General features: G+C 66.3%; 4 protein-coding genes and 1 pseudogene. 3 read left to right on the top strand and 2 right to left on the bottom strand.

Annotated elements, in window-relative coordinates:
- From JWN03_RS38645 to yhjD, 3 genes are all read left to right on the top strand, one after another.
- Nucleotides 1–906 (top strand): oxygenase MpaB family protein (locus JWN03_RS38645; protein WP_297626176.1); only part of this gene is annotated, 906 nt, incomplete at its 5' end.
- A 21-nt stretch (nt 907–927) separates the two neighbouring features.
- Nucleotides 928–1,953, top strand: a complete 1,026-nt coding sequence (gene trpS, locus JWN03_RS38640; protein ID WP_297626173.1) for a tryptophan--tRNA ligase — start codon at nt 928–930, stop codon at nt 1,951–1,953.
- A gap of 225 nt (nt 1,954–2,178) precedes the next feature.
- On the top strand, nt 2,179–3,192 hold the full coding sequence (gene yhjD, locus JWN03_RS38635; RefSeq protein WP_297626171.1) for an inner membrane protein YhjD: 1,014 nt from the start codon (nt 2,179–2,181) through the stop codon (nt 3,190–3,192).
- A 9-nt stretch (nt 3,193–3,201) separates the two neighbouring features.
- Here the strand turns inward: yhjD and JWN03_RS38630 are convergent, their stop codons facing one another.
- Together JWN03_RS38630 and JWN03_RS38625 are read right to left on the bottom strand one after the other, a co-directional pair.
- Nucleotides 3,202–3,657 carry a DUF6294 family protein gene (locus JWN03_RS38630; RefSeq protein WP_297626168.1) on the bottom strand — a complete coding sequence of 152 codons (456 nt, stop codon included), beginning with the start codon at nt 3,655–3,657 and terminating at the stop codon, nt 3,202–3,204.
- Nucleotides 3,658–3,776: 119 nt separating this feature from the next.
- Nucleotides 3,777–4,147: pseudogene (locus tag JWN03_RS38625) on the bottom strand (D-alanyl-D-alanine carboxypeptidase family protein); the annotation flags it as partial.

Raw genomic sequence — 4,147 nt, 5'->3', positions numbered from 1 at the left:
GATTCGATGATTCGACGCGTCATGCGCAAGCGGGCGGTGGGACTCACCTACGGCCAGCGCGCCCTGGTGATCGGGGCCGTGCACCCGCTGCTCTACGTCGGGACCGCCGAGAACACCCAGCATCGGACCACGCCGTACACGCGACTCGCGCTCACCGGCAAGCTCTTCGAAGCGGTCTCCCTGGGCACCCGCGAAGAAGCCGATCGGGCACGCTCGTTCACCCGCAAACGCCACAGCACGGTCGACGGCGCACTGCCCGAGGCTGCGGGGCAGCACCATCCGGCGGGCACCCGCTACTCCGCACACGATCCGCACCTCATGTTCATGACCATGGCCTTCACCTTGGACTCCGCCGAGGTCATGCACGATCTGCTCGTCCGCAAGCTCACCCCGGGCGAGCGCGAGGGTCTCTACCAGGACTATTGCCGCTGGGGTGAACTGTTCGGCATGCCGCGCGAGGCCGCGCCGACCACCTACACGCAGTTCCGCGACTACTTCGACGGCTATCTCGCCTCCGACGAGGTGTTCCTCACCGACGAGGCCAAACTGGTCGGCGCGTACCTCATGGGCCAGCGCGTCGCCTATCCCATGCCGATGCCGATCCAGCAGGCGCTGGGCGGCTTCTCACTCCTGGTCCAGGGCAGCCTCCCGCCGCGCATTCGCGAGATGTACGGCGTGAGCTGGGGCATGCGCGAGGACATCGCCTGCCGCGGCCTGGCCCAGGCGGTCCGCACCGCGCACATTTCCCCGCCGCTCGCCCCCAAACTGCTGCGCGGCTCGCTGACCGGGCCGAGTTACCCGCTCTACCGCCTCGCGACACGCCGCGAGCAGCGCCTGATCAGCGCCGGTCGGGCCAGCATGCCGGGGGTCGATCCGCGCAACTGGGTGGCCAGACATTCGGCATGAGCCGCATGCGAAGATCAGGACATGTCGAGTCCTGAGCCCTCCGCCGAACGCAAGCAGCGGGTCCTGTCCGGTATCCAGCCGACCAGCGATTCGTTCCACTTCGGGAACTACCTTGGTGCAGTGCAGTATTGGGTGCGGCTGCAGGACGAATTCGACGCCTTCTACTTCATCCCGGACCTGCACGCCATTACCGTGCCGCAGGATCCGAAGGAACTGCGCAAGCGCACCAAGGTCTCCGCGGCCCAGCTGCTGGCCCTCGGCGTCGATCCCAAGAAGTCGACCCTGTTCGTGCAGAGCCAGGTGCCCGAGCACGCCGAACTGACCTGGGTGCTGAACTGCCTCACCGGCTTCGGCGAGGCCAGCCGGATGACCCAGTTCAAGGACAAGTCGGTCAAGCAGGGCGCAGAGAACGCGACCGTCGGCCTGTTCACCTATCCGGTGCTCATGGCCGCCGACATCCTGCTCTACCGCCCGCAACTGGTCCCGGTCGGCGAGGATCAGCGCCAGCACCTGGAACTGACCCGAAATCTGGCGCAGCGCTTCAACACTCGGTACAAGAAGACCTTCGTGGTACCGGAAGCGCACATTGTCACCGGCACCGCCAAGATCTACGACCTGCAGGATCCCACCGCCAAGATGAGCAAGTCGGCCTCCTCCGACGCCGGCCTGCTCAATCTGCTCGACGATCCCAAGGTCTCGGCCAAGAAGATCCGCTCCGCGGTCACCGATACCGAGCGCGAGATCCGCTACGACCCGGAGACCAAGCCGGGCGTGAGCAATCTGCTGGTCATTCTGAGCTCGCTCACCGAAACGCCGATCGTCACGCTGGAGCAGGACTTCGCGGGCAAGGGCTACGGCGATCTCAAATCCGCCGCCGCCGACGCCCTGGTCGAATTCGTCACCCCGCTGCGCGCGAAGGTCGACGAATACATGTCCGATCAGACCGAACTTGACCGCATCCTGCGCTCCGGCGCGGATCAGGCGCGCGAGGTCGCGAGCAAGACCCTGGCCCAGGTGTACGACCGAGTCGGGTTCCTCGCCCGCTGAGCGCCTGCAAATCCCTCTGTGGCGAAGGTCGCGATTCGGCCGACGCGCACCGGATTTGCGGTGCGCGCACCGACCCGGATGCGAGAGTAGAGGTCTGATCAGGGCGAACTCGCTCGCGTCCGCTGGGCGCGCTGGTTCGCCAGTAGGACTCTCGCGCACTGTCAGACCGGAGGGCCCGCTGCCCCCGGGTCCGGCGCTGCGCGCCGAGCGTTGCGGAGGTAAGCGGTGTTCGGCAAGGTCAAATCCTGGATCGAGCGTGAGGTCCAGAAGCGGCACTGGCTCGATCACGTGGTGCGGGCCGCCGGCCGGTATCAGCGCCAGCGTGGCGACTACTACGCCGCGGGCATTACGTATTTCACTGTGCTGTCGCTGTTTCCGCTGTTGATGGTGGGTTTCGCGGTCGCCGGTTTCGTACTGTCGCGAAATCCGCACCTGCTCACCGAGATTCAGAACAAGATTGTCGAGAACATTCCGGGCTCGGCAGGCCAGCAACTCAATGACCTGATCAAAGAGGCGGTCCGCTCGCGCGCCGGGGTCGGCGTGATCGGTTTGGCCGCAGGCGCATACGCGGGGCTCGGCTGGATCGCGAATCTGCGGGCGGCGCTCACCGAACAGTGGGAGCAGCCGAGCAAACCGGGGAACTGGGCGCTGTCCAAGCTCTCGGATCTGGGGGCGCTGGTCGGGTTGTTCCTGGCCATCGGGATATCCATCGGCCTGTCGGTGCTCGCCTCCAGTGGGCTCATCTCGGCCCTGCTGCGGCGCTGGCACATTCATGAATCCACCGCCATCACACTGCTGCTCACGCTGCTGTCGCTGCTGCTGGCCGTGCTCGCGAACTGGGCCGTCTTCGTCTGGATCATCGCCCGCATGCCGCGGCATCCGGTGACGCTGCGCAGTGCCGCCCGGGCGGCACTGATCGCGGCCGTGGTCTTCGAGGCGTTCAAACAGCTCGCCTCGATCATTCTGAAATCGGTGGTGAACGGCCCGGCAGGCGTGGCCTTCGGTCCGATCCTCGGTCTGATGGTCTTCAGCTACTTCACCGCCCGCATCATTCTCTTCGCCACCGCCTGGGCGGCCACGGCCACCGAAAACGATGTGCCGGCGGACATTCCGCCGCCCGCCCCGGCCGTCATCGAACCCCGTGGTGTGGGTCCGGGACTTCCGGCCGGAGCGGGAGCGGCGCTGTTCGGTGCGGGAGCGATTGCCGGAGCGCTGCTTTCGGCGCGGCGCCGGCGCTGAACCGCATGATCAGCAGTGCTTCGACAGCACCATGTGGTCGATGAGCGGATACAGATTCTTGTCGAAAGTGCCGGTGGCGAACCAGCGGTAGCGGCGTGACTTGTCCGGCAGATTCTCCACGAACTTGCCCCAGTCCGACGGATTGCCGCTGTTGATCCGGGCCAGCACCGCATTGTTGCCGTCCCGCAACTCCGCCCACATCAGCCAGGCGTCATTATTGCTGGAACTGGTTACGGTGCCGTCGAATTCGGCGGTGCCATTGGAGTGCAGCGTCCAGTGCGCGCCACCGAACATGGTGCAGTCGCCGACATGCATATCGCTGTCCCAGTTGTACTGGGTCCAGTCGCCGGTGGCCGCCGACGCCGATTCGATCGAGGTGGTGGCGCTGAGCGTGCCCAGGGCCAGCAGCGCCGCCGCGAGCGGAAGCAGCCGGCGGGCGGTGCGGGTCTTGAAGGTGGATTTCATGGTGTCTCCCCTGGAAACTGGTGTCGGCCGGGTGGCGTGCACCAACAGTGCGGGGAGTCACCAACGAGTCACCAACGGCCGACCAATGGTCCTGGCGGTCGGCCGATGGTCTCGATCATTCAGCGGCGGGGGCGGCTCAGTCGGCGTGCGCCCACCAGCAGCGCCAGCACCAGAATCACGCCACCCACGATGAGCGTGGTGCGCAGCCCGGTATTGCTGGAACCGGAATCACCCGAATCCGCAGCGGGCTCCGCCATGGGCGGACGTGCCACCACCACAGTCGAATCCGGCGATTTCGCGCCCGCATCCGGCAGGCTGCCAACACTCGCTCCCGCGGGCAGCGCGAAGGCGTAGTCCAGCAGTTTGGCCGCCTGCTCGTACGGCCGGAAGGGCAGCACATCGGCCTTCATCAGCGTGACCGCCAGCCGATGACCATTACGCTGTGCGCCCGCCACGAAGGTCTGCCGGGCATCGTCGGTGTACCCCGTCT

The organism is Nocardia sp. (assembly GCF_025465275.1).
Classification (GTDB): domain Bacteria; phylum Actinomycetota; class Actinomycetes; order Mycobacteriales; family Mycobacteriaceae; genus Nocardia.
This window is presented reverse-complemented; position numbering and strand designations above follow the sequence as displayed.

Excerpts from the sequence above, each read along its gene's own strand:
- trpS (WP_297626173.1), top strand. The coding sequence starts at position 928 with ATGTCGAGTCCTGAGCCCTCCGCCGAACGCAAGCAGCGGGTCCTGTCC.
- JWN03_RS38630 (WP_297626168.1), bottom strand. The coding sequence starts at position 3,657 with ATGAAATCCACCTTCAAGACCCGCACCGCCCGCCGGCTGCTTCCGCTC.